Origin of the sequence: Paraburkholderia tropica (assembly GCF_914484835.1) — a bacterium.
GTDB lineage: Bacteria > Pseudomonadota > Gammaproteobacteria > Burkholderiales > Burkholderiaceae > Paraburkholderia > Paraburkholderia tropica_A.
Window position 1 is genome coordinate 1 of record NZ_CAJZAR010000039.1, and the last position, 23785, is coordinate 23785.

The following is a 23785-nucleotide window of genomic DNA, read 5'->3' on the forward strand; positions in this document are numbered from 1 at the left end:
CGCAAGGCAACGGCGCGCTCGCCCAGGAACACTATCGCAAGGCGGTTTATCTGGAACCCGGTCATTACGAAGCGCTCACGCATCTGGCCGCGCTGCTCGAAGTGCAAGGCGACGCCGAGGGCGCGCGCCGCCTGATGCGCCGCGCCGAACGCGCCGCGCAGCGCGCGCCGGGCCGAGGAGACGCCGATGCGTGAAGCACACGCGATGGACGATGTGAACGATCTGAACGCGCCGCAAGACGCGTCGCAGCGCGTGCCGTTCGACGCCTGCTGGAAAAGTATCGGCGTGCTCGGCGACAACTCGTGTCCGAAGCTCGCGGAATACATTCGCTGCCTCAATTGCCCCGTGTTCGAACAGGCCGCCGCGCGCATGCTCGACCGGCCCGCGCGGCACGATCTGCGCGACGATGTACGCGATGTACACGACAGTCATCGGCAGGGCGAATCATCGGGATTGCGAAATAATCATGCGTCGCGCAGCAGCGCGGGGCAGACCGGATCGCTGGTGTTCCGCGTCGGCGCGGAATGGCTCGCGCTGCCCGCGCAGGCGCTGCGTTACGTGGGCGAATCGCGGCCCGTGCATTCGTTGCCGCATCGGCGCAGCCCGGCCGTGCTGGGCGTCGTGAACGTGCGCGGCGTGCTCACGCTCGCGGCGTCGCTGGCGGAGTTGCTGCATATCGACGCCAGCGCATCGGCGACGACGTCGACAACCGCGGCGCGCGCGGCGACGCCCCGTCTGCTCGTGACGGAATGGGGCGGCGAGACCACGGCGTTTCCCGTCGACGATGTCGACGGCGTCGCGTGGTTCGGCGCGGAGGAACTGCTGCCCGCGCCCGCCACGCTCGCGCACGCGGCGGGCCGCCACGTGCGCGGCGTGTTCGTGTGGCGCGGCCGCTCGGTGGGCGTGCTCGAACCCGACGCGCTGTTCGGCGCGCTTGCGAGGAGTCTGCGATGAGCGGCCACCACGACGATCCGAACAACGACAGCGCCGACGACCTGAGCCGGCGCTCGCTGCTCGACCTCTTTCACGAGGAAGCGCAGACGCAGACGCGCACGCTGTCCGCCGGTCTGCTCGCGCTCGAAGCGGCGCCCACGGATGCGTCCACGCTCGAAGCCTGCATGCGCGCGACGCACTCGCTCAAGGGCGCGGCGCGCATCGTCGGGCTGCCCGAGGCGGTGGAGGTGGCGAGCGCGATGGAGGATTGCTTCGTCGCGGCTCAGCATGACGTGCTGACGATCGGCGCGGCGCACATCGACGCGCTGCTGGTCGGCATCGACATGCTGCTCGCGGCGGGCGACCCGAATGCGCCGCCGCTCGCGCGCGACGCGGTCGAGGCGTTCGTGACGCGGCTCGTGAGCGCGGCGCAGGTTCAGCCGGAGGCGCGGGCTTCGAACGTGCCGCAAACCGAAACGCGAGGAACGCAAGAAGCGCAAGAAGCGCAAGCGCCGAAGGCCGCCGCGCCCGGCGATGCGGAAGCGCTGCTGGCGGCGAGCATCGCGGCGCTGCAATCGACGCAAGCCGAACAAGCGGATGAACAGGCGCCGACGCCGCCCGATGCAGCACACGCCATAACGAACACGGCAACGATAGAAACCGCGTCGCCGTCGGCATCGTCATCTAATGCAGCGTCTGGCGCGCCCCACGAAAGCCACCGCATGCTGCGCGTGCGCGCGGGCACGCTCGACCGGCTGCTCGGGCTCGCGGGCGAGTCGCTGGTGGAGTCGCGCCGCATTCGTCCGTTCGCCGACGGCCTGCTGCGCGTGCGCCGCGCGCAGAACGGCGTGCTGGCCGCGCTCGGCCAGTTCCACGAACGCCACGGCGACACGCTGGACGCCGACGCGCGCGCCTCGCTCGCCGACGTGCGCGCGGCGCTCGGCGCGCTCGAACGCCAGCTCGCCGAACGTTTCGACGACCTCGACCGCATCGACCGGCGCGGCACCCAGCTCGCGCAGCGTCTCTACGACGAAGCCCTGCAATGCCGCATGCGTCCGTTCGGCGACGCGGCCCACGCCTGGCCGCGCATGGTGCGCGACCTCGCGCGTTCGCTCGGCAAGCGCGTGCGTTTTGTCGTCGATGGCGAAACCACCCAGGTCGATCGCGACATCCTCGAACTGCTCGACGCGCCGCTCGGCCATCTGCTGCGCAACGCGCTCGATCACGGCATCGAAGATCCGGCCACGCGTGCGCGCGCGGGCAAGCCCGAGGAAGCGCGTCTCACGCTCGAAGCGCGTCACAGCGCGGGCAAGCTGCTGATCGCCGTGGCCGACGACGGCGCGGGCGTCGATCTCGACGCGCTCAAACGCGCGATCGTCGCGCGCGGGCTCGCGCAGGCCGAGGCCGTGGCGGTGATGTCCGAGCCCGAGTTGCTCGACTTCCTGCTGCTGCCGGGCTTCACGATGCGCGAGCGCGTCACCGATGTGTCCGGGCGCGGCGTGGGTCTCGACGCCGTGCAGAATTTCGCCAAGGCCGTGCACGGCACGGTGCGCATCGAAAGCGCGGCGGGGCGCGGCACGCGCTTCGTGCTGCAATTGCCGCTCACGCTGTCGGTGGTGCGCAGCCTGATCGTCGATGTCGCGGGCGAGGCCTATGCGTTTCCGCTCGCGCACGTGCGGCGCGCCTTGCGCGTGCCGCGCAGTGCGATCGAAATGCTCGAAGGCCAGCAGCACATCGCCTACGAAGGACGGCCCGTGGGCCTCGTGACCGCGCGTCAACTGCTCGGCGCCGATGGCCGCGGCATCGCCGAAACGGACGCCGACGATGTGAGCGTCGTGCTGGTCGGCGACGGTGCGGGCCACGAGGCCGCGCTCTACGGCGTGGCTGTCGACGCCTTCGCGGGCGAGCGCACGCTCGCGGTGCAGCCGCTCGACGCGCGCCTGGGCAAGGTGCGCAACGTGGCCGCCGCGTCGCTGCTCGAAGACGGCACGGTGGCGCTGATCGTCGACGTCGAGGATATCGTCGCGTCGGTCGGTCGGCTCGTGCGCGACGGGCAGCTTGCGGGCGTGGCGCGCGGCGCCCAGGCCACGGCGCGCGAACGCAAGCGCATTCTGGTCGTTGAGGACTCCTTGACCGTGCGCGAGCTGGAGCGCAAGCTGCTCGAAAAACGCGGCTACGCGGTGACCGTGGCGGTGGACGGCATGGACGGCTGGAACACGCTGCGCAACGGCCAGTTCGATCTCGTCATCACCGACGTGGACATGCCGCGCATGGACGGCATCGAACTCGTCACGATGATTCGCAACGATGCGCAGCAGCGCGCGGTGCCCGTGATGATCGTCTCGTACAAGGATCGCGAGGACGACCGCCGGCGCGGTCTCGACGCGGGCGCCGACTATTACCTGACCAAGGGCAGCTTCCACGACGAGGCGCTGCTCGACGCTGTGAACGACCTGATCGGAGAGGCGACCTGATGAACATCGGCATCGCGAACGACATGCCGCTGGCCGTGGAGGCGTTGCGTCACGCCATCGCCAGGCGGCCGGGGCATCGTGTGTTGTGGGTGGCGCAGGACGGCGAGCAGGCCGCGGACTTCTGCGCCGCGCAGCCGCCCGACGTGATCCTCATGGATCTCGTGATGCCGAAGCTCGACGGCGTGGAAGCCACGCGTCGCATCATGGCGCGCTCGCCGTGCCCGATCCTGATCGTCACGAGCAGCGTCGGCGCGAATGCGTGGCGCGTCTACGAGGCGATGGGCGCGGGCGCGCTCGACGCGGTCGATACGCCCACGCTCGCGGGCCCGGATGCGCGCCGCACGATGGACCTGCTGCTCGCGAAGATCGAACAGATCGGCCGCGTGAACGTGGTGAGCGACGTGGCGCGCGCGCCGGGCGCGGGCGTCGTCGGCACGGACGCGCGCACGCCGCTGGTGGCGATCGGCGCGTCGGCGGGCGGGCCCACGGCGCTCGCGACGGTGCTCGGCGCGCTGCCGGCCGGCTTCAACGCGGGCATCGTGATCGTGCAGCACGTCGATCAGTCGTTCGCGGCGGGCATGGCCGACTGGCTCGACGGACAGACCACGCTGAAGGTGCGCGTCGCCAACGAAGGCGACCGGCCCACGCCCGGCGAGGCGCTGCTCGCGGCCACCAACGACCATCTGTGCATGACAGCGGTCGGCAAGCTCGCTTACACTCGCGAGCCGGCGGACACGCCGTACCGGCCTTCCGTCGATACCTTCTTTCACAGCGTGGTGGAGCACTGGCGCGGGACCGCGATCGGCGTGCTGCTGACCGGCATGGGCCGCGACGGCGCGATCGGCCTGAAGGCCATGCGCGCCAAGGGCTATTACACGATCGCCCAGGACGCCGCGACGAGCGCCGTCTACGGCATGCCGAAGGCGGCCGCCGCGCTCGATGCCGCGCGCGCGATCCTGCCGCTGCCCGCCATCGCCGCCGAACTGCGCCATTGCGTCGGGTTGCCCGGCGCGGGGCGCCCCGAGTAACGAGAGAACCGGAGCCGAGGCGCGTATCGATGCCTGACTCGACCCAATTCATGCGACCGAAATCATGACCGAGAAGCCGAACCCGACACCCGGAGCCGAGTCCGCACTGGCCGATGGCGGCCCCGACGAGGCTTCGCTCGAACGGGCGCTGGACGCCGTGCGCAACGCGCTCGCGCAGCCCTTGCCGAACGCGGACGTGCCGATGATGGTGCTGCTCGTCGACGACCAGGCGATCGTCGCCGAGGCCGTGCGGCGCGCGCTGGCCGCCGAGCGCGAGATCGATTTCCACTACTGCGCGCATCCCGACCAGGCCGTGCGCATGGCCGAGGAAGTGCGCCCCACGGTGATCCTCCAGGACCTCGTGATGCCGGGCACCGACGGCCTCACGCTCGTGCGCGCCTACCGCGCCAACGACGCCACGCGCGACGTGCCGATCATCGTGCTCTCGACCAAGGAGGAGCCCGCGATCAAGAGCGCGGCGTTCGCGGCGGGCGCGAACGATTACCTCGTGAAGCTGCCCGACAGCATCGAGCTGATCGCGCGCATCAAGCACCACTCGCGCTCGTTTGTGAACATGCTTCAGCGCGACGAGGCGTATCGCGCGCTGCGCCGCTCGCAGCAGGAACTGCTGAAGGCGAATCTCGAACTGCGCCGCCTCACGCATTCCGATGGTTTGACGGGGCTGTCGAACCGCCGCTATCTCGACGAATTTCTCGGCGCGGAATGGCGCCGCGCGCAGCGCGAGAGCACCGAGGTGTCGCTGCTGATGATCGACGTCGATTACTTCAAGCCCTATAACGACACCTATGGCCACGTGGCCGGCGACAACGTGCTGCGTTCCGTGGCCACGACGATCCGCCGCGAGGTGAAGCAGCCGCGCGATCTGGTGGCGCGTTTCGGCGGCGAGGAATTCGCCGTGGTGCTGCCGGGCGCGGGCAGCGTGTTCGCGCGCATGGTCGCGGAGAAAATGCGCCGCGACGTGGCCGCGCTGCAACTGCCTCACGTCGGCTCGAAGGTGAGCGAGCATCTGACGATCAGCGTGGGCGTGGCGACGCTGACGCCGACGGCGGGTATCGCCGAGACCGCGCTGATCGAGGAAGCCGACGCCGCGCTGTATCGCGCCAAGCGCGAAGGGCGCAACCGTGTGGTGTTTTCGACGGGCGGGGCGGGGCGCGGATGATGCGTTGATCGACGTTGCGTTGTTTCGTTGCTTTGTTTCATTGCGTTGGCAACGAGACATTGCGTTGAAAGAAAAGCCCGCATTTTGCGGGCTTTTCTGTTTGCGCTGGGTGCTTGCGCGAAGTGCTCGCGCGCGTGTCAGGCTTTGACCGCGAATGCCTTCGCGAGCGCCTGCAAGCCATCGCGATAAATGCCTTCGAACAGCGCGCTGGCCTCGGCGTCGCTCACGCCGACGGGCGTGAATTCGCCCGACCATTCGACCTGCGCGGCGCGGCCGTCTTCGATCTCGCGCACCTGCAAGGTCGAGCGATACGCGGTGACCGGAAACGGCGCTTCGAGAATCGAATAGCTGTAGCTGCGCGCGCGCTGATCGAACGCTTCCAGACGCTCGACGATCACGTCGCCGCCCGGCGTCGCGAGACGGCGCACGCGGCCGCCTTCGCTCAATTCGCTCGACGGAATATAGGGCAGCCAGTCGGGCAGCGAATTGAAGCCGCCGATCAACTGCCACACGGCGTCGGGCGTGGCGGCAATGCGGATGGACGATTGGGCTTGTGCCATGGCGCGCTCCTTATGCGTGGGCGTGGGCGTTGATGTTTGCATCGGCATCGCCCGGCAGCGGCGCGTTCGCCGCCACGAGGTTTTGCTCGCGCAGATCGCGCCAGAAACCGGCGGGAATCGCTTCCTTCACGGCGGCGTGATCTTCCGCGATGCGTTCGGGCTTGCTCGCGCCCGGAATCACGGCGGCGACCACCGGATTCGCCAGCACGAATTGCAGCGCGGCAGCCTTCACACTCACCTGATGCCGCTCGGCGATGGCCTTGATCTTCGCAACCTTGGCGAGAATTGCCGGCGACGCTTTCTGATATTCGAAGTTCGCGCCGCCCGCGAGCACGCCCGAGCTATACGGGCCGCCCGCGACGATCTCCACATGTTGCGCGGCGGCGGCCGGCATCAGGCGTTGCAGCGCGCGTTCGTGATCGAGCAGCGAATAGCGGCCCGCGAGCAGGAAGCCGTCGGGTTTCGTTTCGGCGAGATCGAGCAGCAGTTCGCACGGTTCGACGCGGTTTACGCCGAGTCCCCACGCCTTGATGACGCCTTCGTCGCGCAGACGGGACAGCGCACGGAATGCGCCCTTGCGCGCGGTCTCGAATACGCTCAGCCATTCGTCGCCGTAGAAGTCCTGCGCAACGTCGTGTACCCAGACGATATCGAGCCGGTCGGTCTTGAGGCGCTTGAGGCTGTCTTCGACCGAACGCAGCGTGGCATCGGCCGTATAGTCGTTGACGATTTTGTTAGGACGGCCAAATGCAAAGACGCCGCCTTTTTCGCCGAGATCGCGTGCGCTCGCGTCCTCGATTTCGTCGAGAATCACGCGGCCCACTTTCGTGCTCAGCACGTAGTCGTCGCGACGGTAGGCGGCGAGCGCGTCGCCCAAACGCATTTCGGAGAGGCCCGCGCCGTAAAGCGGGGCCGTATCGAAATAACGCACGCCCTGGTCCCAGGCGGCCTTGACGGTCGCCAGCGCCTCGTCTTCGGGGATGTTGCGGAACATGTTGCCCAGCGGCGCCGCGCCAAAGCCCAGAAGGGTTCCCGCCGGCAATTTATCCTTGATACTCATCGACTTGCTCCTTGTGTTCGAGTCGGTAGGGCAAGTCTAGGTTGGCGAGTTGAGTCTGTCTAAGACATAATTCGACACAGTTGAGTCCTGAGAGGTCTGATATGTTGGACATTCGCCAGTTGCATTATTTCGTGGCGGTCGCGGAGGAAGAACACGTGGGCCGCGCGGCCGAACGGCTGCATATTTCGCAGTCGCCGCTGAGCCGCCAGATCGCCCAGCTCGAAGAGAACCTGGGCCTGACGCTGTTCGAGCGCTCGCAGCAGCGCATTCGTTTGACGACCGACGGGCGCACGTTTCTCGCCGAGACCCAGGCGTTCCTCACGCACGCGAAGCGGCTCGAATCGCTCGCGCGGCGGCTTGGGCGCGGCGACGAGGGCGGGCTCTGTATCGGCTATCTGGAGAACGCGATGCATTCGGGCGTGTTGCCGGATGCGTTGCGGCATCTGCGTGCGCAGCGGCCCGACGTGCATATCGCGCTCTACAACCAGCATTCGGAGGAGCAACTGACGGGGCTGCGTCAGCGCAGTCTCGACGTGGCACTAGTCTGCGATCCGCCCGCCGCGGACGATCCCGATCTCGAAGCCGCGCAGGTGCTCGACGATCCGATGCTGCTCGCGATCCCGCAGGGGCATCCGCTCGCGCATGCCGAAGCGATCACGCCCGACGATCTGGCCGCGCAACAGTGGATTGGCGTGACGCATACCGAAGGCGCGCTGCGTCATGACAACTTCGTCGCGGCCTGCGCGAAGGCGGGCTTCACGCCCACGATCGCGCTCGAAGCGACGGAGCCGCTGGCGGCGCTCGGGCTGGTGGCGGCGGGACTGGGTTTGACGATGATCCAGCAGAGCTTGCGGCATCAGGCGCCGGCCGGCGTCGTGCTGCGCGAGCTGTCGTGGTTCAGCTATCGCACGGCGTTGTGGGCCGCGTGGCATCGGGTCAATCTGCGGCCACTCGTCGAGCACTTCCGCACGACGCTGCTGGATAACGGCGCGCGTGGCGCGACAATTCCAGGCTGATTGAAACACTGCACCCGCGCGGGCGGTTAGGCTTTCGCATTGCCCGCGCATTCTCCGAATTTTTTACCGGTGCATATTGTCATTCAGCGCCATTCAAAGCCGTTCTTTCACGCGATAAACAAGCGTTTCGCATACGCCGTGCCCTGTCAATTTTGCAGGGCGCGGATTTATATATTGGCGCTTTTACCGTCTTTTAATCCAGTGCGCAAAAAAACATTTAAATCTGGATTTAAAGCTTGAAGTAAGCAAGCTTTTGTCTATGCTCTGGATGACAGTCAATGATGTGAACAAATCATCCATGAGAATACACCGGGAGGCGTCCTCCATGAAACCGCGCACCAGCCCATCCTGATTCGCGCGGCGAGTGTTGCAGGCTCGTTGCACGCTTGTTCCTCGCTCGCCGCCCGCTATCCGTTCGTCCCGATCGCCGATCGTCGTTCGCCCGCAAAGCGCCCGTGCGCCTTGCGCCGGGTGCCCGCGCGCGTCGCCTTGATGGCTGAAGCTTGCGCGCGCAACCATCGGCTTTCAGATCGACTCGCGCCTGCCGCCTGTGCGGGGTGGATTGGCACGCGCTCGCGAAACGGATATCGACGCGGATGCTTGAACAAGACCGCTTGAACAAGGCAGAGGCCGATTCACGATCTTCTAAGGGGAAAGGGCGTGAGGGAATCGAACGGTATTGGCGCGCCACGCGCAATTAACTGGCCTGTTTTATATGGCGTTATTGTTGCCGCGATGGCGGTGTTTTTATGCCTGATGGCGCCAGGCCGCGCGCAGGCGACGACTTGCACGACCGCTGGCTCCACGGTGTCTTGCACCGGCGCCGCCAATCCGCTCGCGCCGAACTATACCAATACGAACAGCAACATCACCGTCAACGCCGATTCCACCAGTACCTTCGGCGTCCTGCTCGGCGTGGGCGGCACGGCGGTTTCACTCACGGGCAGCAACGTCACCTTCAACAACAGCGGCGTTATTGATCCTTCTCTTTTAGGCATCCTGAGCGTGTTGTCGAACGGCACGGTGATCGGCAACAGCAGCGCGAGCACGATCAACGTGACCAACAACGGCACGATGAACGGCACCGCACAGCTCGTCACGGTCAATCTGTCGAATCTCACCGGGCTCGCGCTCGCCGTGCAGAACGGCGCGGGCGGCGTGAGCACGATCGTCAATAACGGCACGATCGGTTCGAGCGCCATCGCGGGCGTGACGGTCGCGCCCGCCGATCGCGTCACGGCGGCGGTGTACGGCGGCGGTCAGGTCAACTTCACCAATAACGGCACGATCTCGGGCCGCGTGGGTTTTCAGGCGTCGACGGCGGGCAACACCTTCAAGAACACGGGCAGCGTGATCGGCAGCGTCTCGATGGGCGCGGGCAGCACCAACAACTTCTATGCGTACACGGGTTCGTCGGTGTCGGCGGGCGCGGGCGCGTCTGTGGGCGTGCTGGGTGTCGTCGGCGTGAATCTGGGTTTCGCGCAGGCCGGTTACGTCGATGGCGGCAGCGGCGGCAACAACACGCTGCATCTCGCGCAGGTCGCGGGCGGCCCGGCGGCCGGGCAGGTCACGCTCTCGAACTACATCAACTTCAATCACCTCGCGCTCGAAAGCGGCACGTGGACGCTCAACGGCCCCTCGGGCGCGCTCGACGCGACGCTCGCGAGCGGCGCGACGGCCATCGTCGATAACGCCGCGAGTCTCGGCACCGGCACGATCACTGCGACGGGCGGCGCGCTGGAGGCTGCGGCGGCGGGACTGACTATCGCGAACACGATTTCGCTCGGCACGGGCGGACTCGTCGCGCAAGGCAGCAATGCGTTCACGCTCTCGGGCGTGCTCTCGGGCAGCGGCGCGCTGACCAAGAGCGGCACGTCGGCGCTCACGCTCACGGGCACGAACACGTACTCGGGCGGCACGAACCTGAACGGCGGCTCGCTCGTCGCGGGAACGGCGGGAGCGTTCGGCAGCGGCGCGCTCAACGTGGGCGGCGCGGCCACGCTCGACACGAGCGCGGCGGGCCTCACGCTCGGCAACGCGATCAATCTGGGCGCGAACACGCTCACGCTCGGCGGCAGCAACGCGGCGACGCTTAGCGGTGTCATCGCCGGGACCGGCGCGCTGGTGAAGAACGGCGCGGCCACCGTCACGCTCACGGGCCTCGATACCTACACGGGCGGCACGACGATCAACGCAGGCACGCTCGCGCTGGGCGCGGGCGGCGCGCTGGCGTCGACCGGCGCAGTCAATCTGGCGAGCACGGGCGCGGCGCTCGACATCAGCGGATCGGGTGCGAATCAGACGATCGGCGCGCTGTCCGGTTCGGGCAACGTCGTGCTCGGCACGCGCAACCTCACGTTCGGCGACGCGACCGCGCAGACCTTCAGCGGCGTGATCGGCGGCACGGGCGGCGTGACCAAGCAAGGCAGCGGCACGGCGACGCTCACGGGCGTCAACACTTACACGGGCGGCACGACGATCAATGCGGGCACGCTCGCGCTCTCGGGCGCGGGCGCGCTGGCGTCGACGGGCGCGCTCACGCTGGGCGCGAGCGGCGCGAATCTCGACCTCAGCGGCGCGACGGGCGCGCGCACGGTCGGCGCGCTCGCGGGCGTGGCGGGCAGCACGCTCGCGCTCGGTGCGAACACGCTGACCTTCGGCGATGCGACGAACCAGACCTTCGCGGGCGCGATCAACGGCACGGGTGCGCTTGTGAAGCAAGGCAGCGGCACGCAGACGCTCAGCGGCGCGAACACCTATACGGGCGGCACGACGGTCAACGCGGGCAAGATCGCGCTCGGCGCGGGCGGCTCGCTCGCCTCGACGGGCGCGCTCACGCTCGCGAACGCGGGCACCGGCTTCGATATCAGCGGCGCGTCGGGGGCGCAGACGATCGGCGCATTGAGCGGCGTGAGCGGCACGACACTCGCGCTCGGCGCGAATGCGCTGACGTTCGGCACGGCGACGAACCAGACCTTCGCGGGCCTCATCAGCGGGACGGGCGGGCTCGTCAAGCAAGGCAGCGGCACGCAGACGCTCACGGGCGCGAACACCTACACGGGCGGCACGACGATCAACGCGGGCACGCTCGCGCTCGGCGCAGGCGGCTCGCTGGCATCGACGGGCGCGGTCAATCTCGCGACCAGCGGCGCGGGCTTGAATATCAGCGGCGCGACGGGCGCGCAAACCATCGGCGCATTGAGCGGCGTGAGCGGCACGACACTCGCGCTCGGTGCGAATGCGCTGACGTTCGGCGATGCGTCGAATCAGAGCTTCGCGGGCGTGATTGGCGGCACGGGTGGCCTTGTCAAGAACGGCAGCGGCACGGAAACGCTCACCGCCGCGAACACCTACACGGGCGGCACGACGATCAACGCGGGCACGCTCGCGCTCTCCGGCGCGGGCGCGCTGGCGGCGAACTCGGCTTTCACGCTCGCCAACGCGGGCAGCGTCCTCGACCTCAGCGCGGCGAACGGCGCGCGCAGCATCGGCGTGCTCAACGGCGTGACGGGCAGCGCGATCAACCTCGGCGCGAATGCGCTGACGCTCGGCGGCGCGGCGAACGGCGCGTTCGCGGGCGCGATCAACGGCACGGGCGGCATCGTCAAGCAGGGCGCGGGCGTCGAAACGCTCACGGGCGCGAATACCTACACGGGCGGCACGACGGTCAACGCGGGCACGCTGGCGCTCGGCGCGGGCGGCTCGCTCGCCGCGACGGGCGCGGTGAATCTCGCGACGGCGGGAGCGGCCTTCGATATCAGCGGCGCGACGGGCGCGCAGACTATCGGCGCACTGAGCGGCGTGAGCGGCACGGCGCTGTCGCTCGGCGCGAACGGGCTCGCTTTCGGCGATGCGTCGAATCAGACTTTCGCGGGCACGATCGGCGGCACGGGCGGCCTCGTCAAGAACGGCAGCGGCACGGAAACACTCAGCGGCGCGAACACCTACAGCGGCGGCACGGCGCTCAACGCGGGCGGACTCGTGCTCGGCAACGCGTCGGCGCTCGGCTCGGGCGTGCTGACCATCGGCGGCCCGGCTTCGCTCGACAACACGAGCGCGATCACGCTCGCCAACGGCGTCGTGCTCAACGGCGCGCTCACGGTGCTCGGCTCGAATGCGCTGACGCTCGCGAGCGGCCTGAGTGGCACCGGCAGCCTGACGAAGAACGGCGCGGCCGCGCTCACGCTCAACGGCGCGAACACCTTCACGGGCGGCACGACGGTCAACGCGGGCACGCTCGCGCTCGGCGCGGGCGCGACGCTCGGCGGCAACGTCGCGCTGAACGGCACGGGCGCAACGCTCGATCTCAGCGGCGCGGGCGGCAACCAGACGCTCGGCGCGCTCGCGGGCGTGGCGGGCAGCACGCTCGCGCTCGGCGCGAACACGCTGACTTTCGGCGATGCGAGCAATCAAACCTTCGCGGGCGCGATTACGGGCGCGGGTGGTCTCGTCAAGAACGGCGCGGGCATCGAAACGCTGACGGGCGCGAACACGTACAGCGGCGGCACGACGTTGAACGCGGGCGGTCTCGTCGTCGGCAACAATGCGGCGCTCGGCACGGGCGCGGTTACGGTGGCCGGTCCGGCCTCGCTCGACAGCAGCGCGGCGACGACGCTCGCGAACGCCTTCACGCTCGACAACACGCTGACCGTGGGCGGCTCGAACGCGCTCACGTTGAACGGCGTGCTCTCGGGCGCGGGCGCGCTGACGAAAAACGGCGCGGCGACGTTCACGCTAGGCGGCGCGAACACCTACACGGGCGGCACGACGATCGACGCGGGAACGTTGGCGCTGGGCGCGGGCGGCTCGCTCGCTTCGACGGGCGAGGTGAGTCTCGCGGGCATCGGCGCGGGCCTCGATATCAGCGGCGCATCGGGGGCGCAGACCATCGGCGCGTTGAACGGTGTCGCGGGCAGCACCGTCACGCTCGGCGCGAATGCGCTGACTTTCGGTGACGCGAGCGATCAGACTTTCGCGGGCGTGATCGGCGGCGCGGGCGGCATCGTCAAACAGGGCAGCGGCACGCAGACGCTCACGGGCGCGAACACGTACACGGGCGGCACGACCGTCGATGCGGGCACGCTCGCGCTCGGCGCGGGTGGTTCGCTCGCTTCGACGGGCGCGGTCAATCTTGCAGGCACGGGCGCGGGTTTCGATATCAGCGGCGCGTCGGGCGCGCAGACCATCGGCGCGTTGAGCGGCGTCGGCGGCACGGCCGTCACGCTCGGCGCGAATGCGCTGACCTTCGGCGACGCGACGAATCAAACCTTCGCGGGCACGATCGACGGCACGGGCGGCCTCGTCAAGAACGGCACGGGGACGGAAACGCTCACGGGCGCGAACACGTATAGTGGCGGCACGACGCTGAACGCGGGCGGTCTCGTCGTCGGCAACGATGCGGCGCTGGGGACGGGCGCGGTCACGGTGAACGGCGCATCGACGCTCGACAGCAGCACGGCCACGACGCTCGCTAACGACTTCGTCCTGAACAGCGGCCTCACGGTGGTCGGCAGCAACGACGTCACGCTGAACGGCGTGCTCGCGGGCACGGGCGGCCTCACCAAGAACGGCCTCGCCACGCTCACGCTCAACGGCGCGAACACCTATACCGGCGGCACCAACATCAACGCGGGCACGCTCGCGCTCGGCGCGAACGCGAGCCTCGCGGCGACGGGCATCGTCGATGTGGCGACCGGCGCGACCTTCGATCTTTCTGCGGGCAACGGCCAGCAGCAGTTCGGCACGCTGATCGGCGGCGGCACGGTGCTGCTCGGCGGCAACTCGCTCACGCTCGGCAGCGACGTCGACGGCACCTTCAGCGGCTCGATCGGCGGCACGGGCGGGCTGCTGAAAATCGGCAGCGGGACGGAGACGCTGACGGGCGCGAACACGTACACGGGCGGCACGACGATCGACGCGGGCACGCTCGCGCTCGGCCTCGGCGGCTCGCTGGCGGCGACGGGCGCGGTCGATCTCGCCAACGCGGGGACGGGCTTCGATATCGGCGCGGCGGGCGCGAATCAGACCATCGGCGGCCTGAGCGGCGCGGGCGGCAGCACGGTGACGCTCGGCGGCAATACGCTCACGTTCGGCGACGCGGGCAACGAGACGTTCGGCGGCACCATCGCTGGCACGGGCGGTATCGTCAAGCAAGGCAGCGGCACGGAAACGCTCACGGGCGCGAATACATACACGGGCGGCACGACGATCGATGCGGGCACGTTGGCGCTCGGCGCGGGCGGCTCCCTGGCCTCGACGGGATCGGTGGCGCTCGCGGGCGTGGGCGCGGGCTTCGATATCAGCGGGGCGTCGGGCGCGCAGACCATCGGCGCGCTGAGCGGTGTCGATGGCACGAGCGTGTCGCTCGGCGCGAATTCGCTCGCGTTCGGCGATGCGGGCGATCAGACGCTTGCGAGCGCGATTAACGGCACGGGCGGCATCATCAAGCAGGGCAGCGGCACGGAAACGCTCACCGGCACGAACAGCTACACAGGCACCACGATAATCAACGACGGCACACTGGCGCTTTCAGGGAGCGGTACGTTGTCTTCGTCGAGCGACGTTACGCTGGCGAATGTCGGGACGTCGCTCGATGTGAGCGCTTCGACGATTGCGCCGACGATTGGCGCCTTGAATGGCGTGAGCGGATCGACCGTCGCATTGGGCGGCAACACGCTGACGCTCGGTAGTGCGAATGATGGCGCGTTCGCGGGCAGCATCGTCGGCACGGGCGGCATCGTCAAGAACGGCGCGGATACCGAAACGCTCACCGGCGCGAACACGTACACGGGCGGCACGACGATCAACGCGGGCACGCTGGCGCTCGGCGCGGGCGGTTCGCTGGCTTCGACGGGATCGGTTGCGCTCGCAGGCGTGGGCGCGGGCTTCGATATCAGTGGCGCGACGGGCGCGCAGACGATCGGCGCGTTGAGCGGCGTCGATGGCACGACGATTTCGCTCGGCGGCAATGCGCTGGTCTTCGGCGATGCGAGCGATCAGACTTTCGCGGGCGCGATCAACGGCACGGGCGGCATCGTCAAGCAGGGCCGCGGCACGGAAACGCTCACGGGCGCGAATACTTATACCGGCAGCACGACAATCAACGACGGCACACTGGCGCTTTCAGGGAGCGGCACGTTGTCTTCATCGAGCGACGTCACGTTGGCGAACGCGGGGGCGTCGCTCGACGTGAGCGCTTCGACCATTGCGCCGACCATCGGCGCATTGAATGGCGTGAGCGGATCGACGGTTGCATTGGGCGGCAACACGCTGACGCTCGGTAGTGCGAACGATGGCACATTCGCGGGCAGCATTGGCGGCACGGGCGGCATCGTCAAGAACGGTACGGATACGGAAACGCTCACCGGCGCGAACACGTACACGGGCGGCACGACGATCAACGCAGGCACGCTCGCGCTCGGCGCGGGCGGCTCGCTCGCGTCGACGGGCGCGGTCAATCTCGCGAACGCAGGCGCGGGCTTCGATATCAGCGGCGCGTCGGGCGCGCAGACGGTCGGCGCGCTGGCGGGCGCGACGGGCAGCACGGTAAATCTCGGCGCGAATTCGCTGACTTTCGGCGACGCGAGCAATCAGACCGTCGGCAGCACGATCGAAGGCACGGGCGGCATCGTCAAGCAGGGTAGCGGCACGCAGACGCTCACTGGCGCGAACACCTATAGCGGCGGCACGACGCTGAACGCGGGCGGTCTCGTCGTCGGCAACGACGCTGCGCTTGGAACGGGCGCGGTCACGGTGAACGGCGCATCGACGCTCGACAGCACCGCGCCCGTCACGCTCGGCAACGACATCACGCTCAACGACGGACTCACGGTGCTCGGCAGCAACGACCTCACGCTGAACGGCGCATTGAGCGGCGCGGGCGGACTGACGAAAGACGGCGCGGCCACGCTCACGCTCAACGGCACGAACACGTACACGGGCGGCACGACGATCAACGCGGGCACGCTCGCTTTGGGCGCGAACGCGAGCCTCGCGGCGAGCGGCATCGTCGATGTGGCGAACGGCGCGACCTTCGATCTCTCGGCGGGCAACGGCCAGCAGCAATTCGGCACGCTGATCGGCGGCGGCACCGTCAACCTCGGCTCGAACGACCTCACGCTCGGCAGCGCCACCGACGGCACCTACACCGGCAGCATCGCGGGCACGGGCGGCCTGACGAAAGTGGGCAGCGGCACCGAAACGCTGACGGGCGCGAACACCTTCACGGGCGGCACGACGATCGACGCGGGCACGCTCGCGCTGGCCGCGGGCGGCTCGCTGGCCTCGACGGGCGCGGTCACGCTCGCCAGCTCGGGAACGGGCTTCGATATCAGCGGCGCCGACACGAGCCAGACCATCGGCGCGCTGGCGGGCGTGAGCGGCAGCACGGTCACGCTCGGCGCGAATTCGCTGACCTTCGGCGACACGACCGATCAGACCTTCGGCGGCACGATCGACGGCACGGGCGGCATCGTCAAGCAAGGCAGCGGCACGGAAACGCTCACGGGCGCGAACACGTACACGGGCGGCACGACGATCGACGCGGGCACGCTGGCGCTCGGCGCGGGCGGCTCGCTGGCCTCGACGGGCGCGGTCAATCTCGCGAACGCAGGCGCGGGCTTCGACATCAGCGGCGCGTCGGGCGCGCAGACCATCGGCGCATTGAGCGGCGTCGATGGCACGACGGTGTCGCTCGGTGCGAATTCGCTGACCTTCGGCGACGCGAGCGATCAGACGCTCGCGGGCACGATCACGGGGACGGGCGCCATCGTCAAGCAAGGCACGGGAACGGAAACGCTGACCGGCGCGAACACGTATAGCGGCGGCACGACGCTGAACGCGGGCGGCCTCGTCGTCGGCAACGACTCTGCGCTTGGCACCGGCGCGGTGACCGTGAACGGCGCGTCGACGCTCGACAGCACCGCGCCCGTCACGCTCGGCAACGACATCACGCTGAACAATGGCCTCACGGTGCTCGGCAGCAACGACCTCACGCTGAACGGCGCATTGAGCGGCGCGGGCGGATTGACCAAGGACGGCGCGGCCACGCTCACGCTCAACGGCGCGAACACGTACACGGGCGGCACGACGATCAACGCGGGCACGCTCGCGCTCGGCGCGAACGCGAGCCTCGCGGCGAGCGGCATCGTCGATGTGGCGAACGGCGCGACCTTCGACATCTCCGCGGGCAACGGTCAGCAGCAGTTCGGCACGCTCGTCGGCGGCGGCACGATCAACCTCGGCGCGAACACGCTGACGCTCGGCAGCGCCACCGACGGCACCTTCACGGGCGGCATCGCGGGCGCGGGCGGCGGCATCGTCAAGCAGGGCAGCGGCACCGAAACGCTCACGGGCACGAGCACCTACACGGGCGCGACGACCGTCAACGACGGCACGCTCGCGCTCGCGGGCGGCGGCACGCTCTCGGACTCGACCAACGTGAATCTCGCCAACGCGGGCACGAGCCTCGACATCAGCGGCAGCGACCCGACGGCCACGCCGACGATCGGCTCGCTTTCCGGCGTCGGCGGCACGAGCGTCGCGCTGGGCGGCAACACGCTCACACTCGGCGGCGGCTCGGACGGCGACTACGGCGGCACGATCTCGGGCGCGGGCGGCATCGTCAAGGCGGGTGCGGGCACGCAGACGCTCACGGGCGCGAACACCTACAGCGGCGGCACGACGCTCGAAGGCGGCACGCTCGTGGCGGGCAACGACGCGGCGCTCGGCACCGGTGCGCTGACGGTCGCCGCGCCCGCGACGCTCGACGCCTCGACGGCGGTCTCGCTCGCCAACGCCGTCGTGCTCGACGACACGCTGACGATCGGCGGCAGCGCCGATACGCTGCTGTCCGGCGTGGTCTCCGGCACCGGCGCGCTGGTCAAGAACGGCGCGGCCAATCTCACGCTGACGGGCGCGAACACCTACAGCGGCGGCACGACGCTCAACGACGGCACGCTCACGGTCGGCTCGAACAGCGCGCTCGGCACGGGCGGCCTGACCGTGAACGGCGGCACGCTCGCGCTCGGCACGGCGGGCGGCGCGCCGCTGGCCGTGACGGTCGGCTCGCTCGACGGCGCGTCGGGTTCGAGCGTCGCGCTCGGCGATTCGAGCCTCACCGTGAACGGCGGCGGCAGCTACGCGGGCGCGCTCACGGGCGCGGGCTCGCTGACCAAGTCGGGCAGCGGCACACTCACGCTCGGCGGCACCAGCACCTATAGCGGCCCGACCACGGTCGCGGGCGGCACGCTCGACGTGAGCGGCTCGACGGCCAACTCGACGGCCACCGTGCAGAACGGCGGCACGCTCACGGGCACCGGCACCGTCGGCGGCCTGATCGTGCAGAACGGCGGCACCGCGGCGGCGCTCACGCCAGGCCAGAGCCTGAACGTGGCGGGCAACGTGACCTTCGAATCGGGATCGAACTACCAGGTCGCGGCCACGCCGACCCAGGCCGGCAAGATCGCGGCGACGGGCACGGCGACGCTCAACGGCGGCGCGGTGAGCGTGCTCGCAGGACAGGGCGCCTGGTCGCCGCAGACGCAGTATCCGATCCTCACGGCGGCGGGCGGCGTGAACGGCGCGTTCCAGAGCGTCAGCTCGAACCTCGCGTTCCTCACGCCGTCGCTGAGCTATACGCCGAATGCCGTCAACCTGACGCTCACGCGCAACGACCAGCCCTTCACGTCGGTGGCGGTGACGCCGAACCAGAGCAGCGTGGCGACGGCGGTGGCCTCGCTTTCGACGACGGGCGCGCTCTATCAATCGATCCTCGCCACCGATGCCGCGACCGCGCGCCAGGCCTTCAACATGATCGACGGCCAGCTGGTGGCGGATGCGAAGACCGTGTTCCTGCTCGATTCGCGCTATCTGCGCGACGCCGTTACGGACCGCTTGCGCCAGGGCCTCGCGCCGGCCGATGGGCCGCTTGCGGCGCTGTCATCGGGACCGGCGCTGTGCGATTCGCGTCTCGCACAAGGCGCGATGTCGGGCGACGGCGTGCACGGCGGCTCGCAGAGCGCGTGCACGAACCGCACGCCGTATCAGCCGGCGGTCTGGGCGCAGGGTTACGGCGCGGATAGCCGTCTCGCGGGCAACGACAATGTCGCCGGCCTCGACCGCACCACGGCCGGTTTCATCGGCGGCGCGGATATGGCGCTGAACGACCAGTGGCGCGTGGGCGTGGCGGGCGGCTTCGCGCATAGCTCGCTGGAGAACGGGCTGAACTCGTCGGCGTCGGTCGATACGTATCACGTGGCGATGTACGGCGGCGCGCAATATGGGCCGATCGGCGTGCGGCTCGGCGCGGCGTACACCTGGAACGATGTGAGCGAGGACCGCTATCCGGCCTTCACGGGCTTCTCCGATCACGACAGCGCGAACTACGACGCGAAGGCCGCGCAGGTGTTCGGCGAGGTGGGGTATGCGGTGCCGTTCGATCGCTTCGCGGTCGAGCCGTTTGCCGGGCTGGCGTATGTGAATCTGCATACCGACGGGTTTTCGGAGAGCGGCGGACAAAGCGCGCTGCATGCCCAGGGCGATACGGAGAATATCGGTTTTTCGACCTTGGGTTTGCGGGTCGCGACGCGGCTGGGTGAACTGCCGCTCGCGAGCGTGAGCGCGCATGCGATGGCGGGCTGGCGGCATGCGTTCGGGAATGCGCAGCCGACTTCGACGCTGGCGTTTATCGACGGTGGCGGCTCGACGTTTTCAGTGGCCGGGGTGCCGATTGCGAGAGATACGGCGGTGGTTGAATTAGGCGTCGATGCGAGTGTCGCGAAGAATCTGACGCTGGGCGTGGCGTATAGCGGGCAGTATGGGGGCGGGTCGCATGACAATGCGATTTCTGGACGGTTGGCGTGGAGGTTTTGAGCGTTTGGTTGCGTTGCGTCCCTGTGCGGCTGCGGGGACGTAAAAAACCCACGTCGTGTTTATCTGCGATTCATACAGCGCGAGCGATCGCACACGCGTTCGATAAATACGCCATCGATAAAGGATAGCTAACCAACTCCACCAGGATTGCGAATAAAAAATCAAAAAACAAAAATACACCGCGCTGCAATTCAATACCGCATAATACGATCCGCCGTTGTGGTCGCGGCGCGTTACACCGTTGCGCAGTCAACCAAATGACTCGCGCATGAGTATCAAACAAAAGAACGGGGAATAAAGAACCGGCCACCGACATCGGCAGATGCCACCTGGCATCCCTATCCGATCGTCGACATAAATAAACAAGAAAAAGGAACGGTCATGAGACACACCGTAGGGGTTGTCCGCCTGCTTATGCTCGCGGGCCTGGTCGCCATGCTGAACGCCTGTGGCGGCAGCACGGATTCAGCATCCGCAACATCTGCTACATCTGGGTCCGCGCTAGTTTCCGTCGCCGCCGATTCGAACACCACCACCACGCCGCCGACAAAAATCGTCGCGACCTTCAAGGCGCAAGTCACGTCGCTGGCCGCAGGCTTTTTCCAGACCGGCGGCACCTGCACCACGCCGCCCACCGCGCAATCGACGCTCGATGCAACGGGCAAGATCGTCACCGTGACCTTGTCGGGCGGCGTCTGCAATGCCGGTCAGACCTTGACGCTCACACTCGATCCAACCGGCGCGAGCTTCGCCACGGCGATCGGCCAGAAGGGCGCGCTCTGGACCCGCAGTTATACGATTCCGAACCATGCGCAGAGCGTGGGCGGCAGCGTCTCCGGGCTCGTCGGTTCGGTCGCGTTGCAGAACAACGGCGGCGATACGCTCACCCTTTCCGGCGACGGCGTGTTCACGTTCCCGACGCTGATCGCTGCGGGCGGCGCGTATTCGGTGAGCATCAAAACCCAACCCGCCACGCAGACTTGTAGCGTGAGCAACGGCACGGGCACGATCGCGACGATCGGCGCGGCGGCGGTGCAGAACGTCAGCATCGTCTGTTCGACGAACGTCCATACGGTCGGCGGCGCGGTCTCGGGGCTCGCGGGGTCGTTGAGCGTTCAGGACAACGGCGGCGACACGCTCGCGATTTCCAGCGATGGCGCGTTCACGTTCCCCACCGCCATCGCGCAAGGCGGCGCCTACGCCGTGACGGTGCTGTCGATGCCCGCGAACCAGACCTGCACGGTCGGCAACGGCTCGGGCACGATGGGCAGCGCGGCGGTGCAGAACGTGTCGATCGTGTGTTCGGCGATCACGCGGACGGTGGGCGGCACGGTGTCGGGTTTGTCCGGCACGCTCCAGCTTCAGGACAACGGCGCGGATACGCTGAGCCTGTCGAGCGACGGCGCGTTCACGTTCGCCACGCCGGTCGCGCAGGGCGGCGCATACGCCGTGACGGTGCTGACGCAGCCCGCCGCGCAGACCTGCACGGTCACGAACGGCAGCGGCACGGTGGGGGCGGCCAGCGTGACGAATATCGGCGTGATCTGCGTGGCGAACCAGACCACGCTTTCGGTGACGGCCACGGGCACGATTCCCGTCAACGGCGGCACGGTCAGCCTGACGGTGACGAACACCGGCAGCTATACCGCGACGAACGTGAGCGCCGCGCTGCCGTCCGCCTGGACGGGCGTGACGCAGGACGCGAGCCACTGCGCCGCGCTCGCTCCCGGTGCGACCTGCACGCTGAATTTCACATCGAACACGGCTTACGTGGCGCAGGGCGGCATCGCCATTTCAGGCGATAACGTCGGCTCGCCGCCGACTACGGCGCTCGCCTTCACGGTCGGCGGCTATCTCGTGTTCGCGGTGCCCGCCGCAAACACGGCCACGGTGGTGGACACGGACGACATCGGCAATCTCGTCGCGTGGGGTATCAGCTCGACGACGGTCGGAGCGGGGGCCCAGAGCCTGACCGACGGCGCGACCAACACGGTCAATACCGTCTACGCGCTCGGCTCCGGCGCGGTCTACGCGGCGCAGGTGTGCTACAGCAGCACGCGGGGCGGCGTGCCGGCGGGCACGTGGTATCTGCCGGCCGTGTGCGAGGCCGGCGAGGGCGACAACGCGGTTTGCCCGGTCGGCACGCCGAATATCGACACCAATCTGCATCAGCTGGGATTCGGCAATTTCGCCGCGACGAACAACACCGTCTACTGGTCGTCGACGGAGTTCGCGTCGAGCGGGGTGGCCGCGTGGTCCACGAACTATGCCGCCAACCCCGCGCAGGCGCTCAGGCTCGACAAAATCCTGTTGCTGCTGGTGCGCTGCGCCCGATCGATCGCGTATTGATCAGCGAACCGCCTCACAGCGGCAGCGGCCGGTCCTGAAAAATACTCTTCATGACGAGCGTGGACGTGAGCCGCAGCACGCAGGGCAGCGGCAGCAAACGCCGGTCATAGAGCGTCTGAAACGCCTTCAGGTCGCGCGTCACCACATGCAGCATGTAATCGGGCTCGCCGAACAGGCGCTCGGCGCGCGTGATCTCGGGAATGTCGATGAGCGCGTCCTCGAAGGACTGCACGTTCTCGCTGCTGCCTTCGCGCAGGGTGGCGAAGACGATGGCCGAAAAATTCAGCCCGACCGTGGCCGGATCGATCGTGGCGCGATAGCCGCTGATGACCTCGGCGCTCTCCAGCGCGCGCAGGCGGCGCTGGCACGGCGAGAGGCTCAGCCCCACGCGTTCGCTGAGTTCGGTGATTGAAAGTCGTCCATCTTGCTGAATCTCAGCAAGAATCTTGCGGTCAATGGCGTCCATGCAAGAAATATTAGCGTGCAAGCGCCATGACTGGCAAGAAATAGGGAGCACATTCCGGGGCGCAAACCGTAAGATTTGCGCCCTCGGGCGGTGGCGCCCGCTCTACCGGAAGTACAGCAGTGCAAGTCAGTTTGTTGACGGCGTTCTGGATCGTCTCGTTTTCCCTCGTCATGGTTCCGGGCGCCGATTGGGCCTACGCGATTTCGGCGGGCCTGCGCGGCAGCGTGATCGCGCCCGCCGTCGGCGGCATGCTGCTCGGTTATCTCGCGATCACGCTGGTGGTCGCGGCCGGCATCGGCGCACTGGTCACGAGCGTGCCCGCGCTGCTCTCGGTGCTGACGGTGGTCGGCGGCGCCTATCTGTTGTGGCTCGGCGTGCGCACGCTGATGCGTCCGGCCGAACTCTCGGCGGGGCAGGAACAGGGACAGCAGAGCCGCTGGGGCTGGTCGATGCGCGGTTTCGCGATCAGCGGCCTCAATCCGAAGGCGATCCTGCTGTTCGTCGCGCTGCTGCCGCAGTTCACGCGCCCCGATGCGGGCTGGTCGGTGTCGGCGCAGATCGTCGCGCTGGGCGTGCTGCATATGATCAATTGCGCGTCCGTCTACTCGGTGGTCGGCTTCGGCTCGAAGGCCGTGCTCGGCACGCGGCCCGCCGCGGCGCGCCGGGTGAGCCAGTTGTCCGGCGTGGCGATGATCGTCGTCGCGGTGGTGCTGTTTGCCGAACAGGTGTTCGCTTTTACGCGCTGACCTTCCTCCTTATCTCTCTCCTTATCGCTCTCCCGATCTCGCGCGTGGAATAAATCGCCGGGCAGCCTGTTAGCCCTTCGTCTCCATCCACGCAGGCCGACG

At 68.3% G+C, this 23785-nt stretch carries 12 protein-coding genes; 9 read left to right on the forward strand and 3 right to left on the reverse strand.

Translation table 11 applies throughout. The annotated features are described in order from the left end of the window. From LDO54_RS10160 to LDO54_RS10180, 5 genes are all read left to right on the forward strand, one after another. The coding region (locus tag LDO54_RS10160; RefSeq protein WP_356789473.1) for a tetratricopeptide repeat protein at positions 1-194 on the forward strand (194 nt) is incomplete at its 5' end. Continuing rightward, positions 187-954, forward strand: coding sequence for a chemotaxis protein CheW (locus LDO54_RS10165; protein ID WP_224009813.1), 768 nt, complete (start codon positions 187-189; stop codon positions 952-954). The genes LDO54_RS10160 and LDO54_RS10165, both read left to right, overlap by 8 nt. Beyond that, positions 951-3407 (forward strand): hybrid sensor histidine kinase/response regulator, encoded by a 2457-nt coding sequence (locus LDO54_RS10170; protein WP_224009815.1) that lies wholly within the window; start codon positions 951-953, stop codon positions 3405-3407. The genes LDO54_RS10165 and LDO54_RS10170 overlap by 4 nt, the downstream gene beginning before the upstream one ends. Continuing rightward, positions 3407-4435, forward strand: coding sequence for a chemotaxis response regulator protein-glutamate methylesterase (locus tag LDO54_RS10175; RefSeq protein ID WP_224009817.1), 1029 nt, complete (start codon positions 3407-3409; stop codon positions 4433-4435). The genes LDO54_RS10170 and LDO54_RS10175 overlap by 1 nt, the downstream gene beginning before the upstream one ends. A gap of 64 nt (positions 4436-4499) precedes the next feature. Beyond that, positions 4500-5615, forward strand: a complete 1116-nt coding sequence (locus LDO54_RS10180; RefSeq protein WP_436975543.1) for a diguanylate cyclase — start codon at positions 4500-4502, stop codon at positions 5613-5615. Between the two features lie 137 nt (positions 5616-5752). On the opposite strand, the gene LDO54_RS10185 is transcribed toward LDO54_RS10180, so the two are convergent. Both LDO54_RS10185 and LDO54_RS10190 read right to left on the reverse strand, forming a co-directional pair. Next, positions 5753-6175 (reverse strand): SRPBCC family protein, encoded by a 423-nt coding sequence (locus LDO54_RS10185; RefSeq protein ID WP_224009819.1) that lies wholly within the window; start codon positions 6173-6175, stop codon positions 5753-5755. 10 nt (positions 6176-6185) lie between these two features. Continuing rightward, complete coding sequence (locus LDO54_RS10190; RefSeq protein ID WP_224009821.1) at positions 6186-7235, reverse strand: aldo/keto reductase; 1050 nt, start codon at positions 7233-7235, stop codon at positions 6186-6188. 101 nt (positions 7236-7336) lie between these two features. Here LDO54_RS10190 and LDO54_RS10195 point away from each other — a divergent pair, with 101 nt between their 5' ends. The 3 genes from LDO54_RS10195 (at position 7337) to LDO54_RS10215 (ending at position 22471) form a co-directional block, all read left to right on the forward strand. Continuing rightward, positions 7337-8251 carry a LysR family transcriptional regulator gene (locus LDO54_RS10195; RefSeq protein ID WP_224009822.1) on the forward strand — a complete coding sequence of 305 codons (915 nt, stop codon included), beginning with the start codon at positions 7337-7339 and terminating at the stop codon, positions 8249-8251. Between the two features lie 807 nt (positions 8252-9058). Beyond that, positions 9059-20122, forward strand: a complete 11064-nt coding sequence (locus tag LDO54_RS10200) for an autotransporter-associated beta strand repeat-containing protein (protein ID WP_290371071.1) — start codon at positions 9059-9061, stop codon at positions 20120-20122. A 381-nt stretch (positions 20123-20503) separates the two neighbouring features. After that, positions 20504-22471, forward strand: a complete 1968-nt coding sequence (locus LDO54_RS10215) for a beta strand repeat-containing protein (protein ID WP_224009824.1) — start codon at positions 20504-20506, stop codon at positions 22469-22471. A gap of 13 nt (positions 22472-22484) precedes the next feature. On the opposite strand, the gene LDO54_RS10220 is transcribed toward LDO54_RS10215, so the two are convergent. Next, the gene (locus tag LDO54_RS10220; RefSeq protein ID WP_065063530.1) at positions 22485-22937 is read right to left on the reverse strand and encodes an Lrp/AsnC family transcriptional regulator; all 453 of its coding nucleotides are present in this window, start codon (positions 22935-22937) and stop codon (positions 22485-22487) included. A 119-nt stretch (positions 22938-23056) separates the two neighbouring features. On the opposite strand from LDO54_RS10220, the gene LDO54_RS10225 reads away from it, so the two are divergent. Next, positions 23057-23683 (forward strand): LysE family translocator, encoded by a 627-nt coding sequence (locus LDO54_RS10225; RefSeq protein ID WP_224009826.1) that lies wholly within the window; start codon positions 23057-23059, stop codon positions 23681-23683. The last annotated feature ends 102 nt before the right edge of the window (positions 23684-23785 follow it).

Excerpts from the sequence above, each read along its gene's own strand:
- LDO54_RS10165 (WP_224009813.1), top strand. The coding sequence starts at position 187 with ATGCGTGAAGCACACGCGATGGACGATGTGAACGATCTGAACGCGCCG.
- LDO54_RS10170 (WP_224009815.1), top strand. The coding sequence starts at position 951 with ATGAGCGGCCACCACGACGATCCGAACAACGACAGCGCCGACGACCTG.
- LDO54_RS10175 (WP_224009817.1), top strand. The coding sequence starts at position 3,407 with ATGAACATCGGCATCGCGAACGACATGCCGCTGGCCGTGGAGGCGTTG.
- LDO54_RS10180 (WP_436975543.1), top strand. The coding sequence starts at position 4,500 with ATGACCGAGAAGCCGAACCCGACACCCGGAGCCGAGTCCGCACTGGCC.
- LDO54_RS10185 (WP_224009819.1), bottom strand. The coding sequence starts at position 6,175 with ATGGCACAAGCCCAATCGTCCATCCGCATTGCCGCCACGCCCGACGCC.
- LDO54_RS10190 (WP_224009821.1), bottom strand. The coding sequence starts at position 7,235 with ATGAGTATCAAGGATAAATTGCCGGCGGGAACCCTTCTGGGCTTTGGC.
- LDO54_RS10195 (WP_224009822.1), top strand. The coding sequence starts at position 7,337 with ATGTTGGACATTCGCCAGTTGCATTATTTCGTGGCGGTCGCGGAGGAA.
- LDO54_RS10215 (WP_224009824.1), top strand. The coding sequence starts at position 20,504 with ATGAGACACACCGTAGGGGTTGTCCGCCTGCTTATGCTCGCGGGCCTG.
- LDO54_RS10220 (WP_065063530.1), bottom strand. The coding sequence starts at position 22,937 with ATGGACGCCATTGACCGCAAGATTCTTGCTGAGATTCAGCAAGATGGA.